Origin of the sequence: Bartonella vinsonii subsp. berkhoffii ATCC 51672 (assembly GCF_902825225.1) — a bacterium.
Lineage (GTDB): Bacteria > Pseudomonadota > Alphaproteobacteria > Rhizobiales > Rhizobiaceae > Bartonella > Bartonella berkhoffii.
In genome coordinates this window covers 1-382 of the sequence record NZ_CADEAK010000364.1, presented here as the reverse complement: position 1 = coordinate 382, position 382 = coordinate 1, and the positions used below count along the sequence as shown (strand labels likewise).

The 382-nt window shown below is 34.3% G+C and carries 1 protein-coding gene; it reads left to right on the top strand.

Going from position 1 to position 382, the window contains the following annotated elements; all coding sequences use genetic code 11:
• The coding region (locus J7R10_RS09630; RefSeq protein WP_484793000.1) for an LpxL/LpxP family acyltransferase at window positions 1–382 on the top strand (382 nt) is incomplete at both ends.

Here is a 382-nt window from a genome sequence, read left to right as displayed (position 1 = left end):
GTTATGGGGATATTTTCTCATTGGTTCTTTATTTATTTTAAAATATTTTCCTAGTCACATTGGACTTTCTTTCTTTTCTTGGTTAGCAAAAACATTTGGTTCTCTTATCCATCGTCATCAAATCGCGCTTGCAAACCTTACGGCTGCGTATCCAGAAAAAACAAAAGAAGAGCTGCATACAATTGCAATAGAAATGTGGGAAAATATAGGGCTGTTCGTAGCTGAATATATTTTTCTTGATAAAATTTTTGATTTTGATCCTCATGCGGACCAACCTGGTCTTATTGAAGTTAAAGGTGCTGAGATATATCAGCGATTAAAAAATGAAAAAAAACCGCATATTTTTTTCACAGCTCATAGCGGAAATTTCGAACTCCTTCCT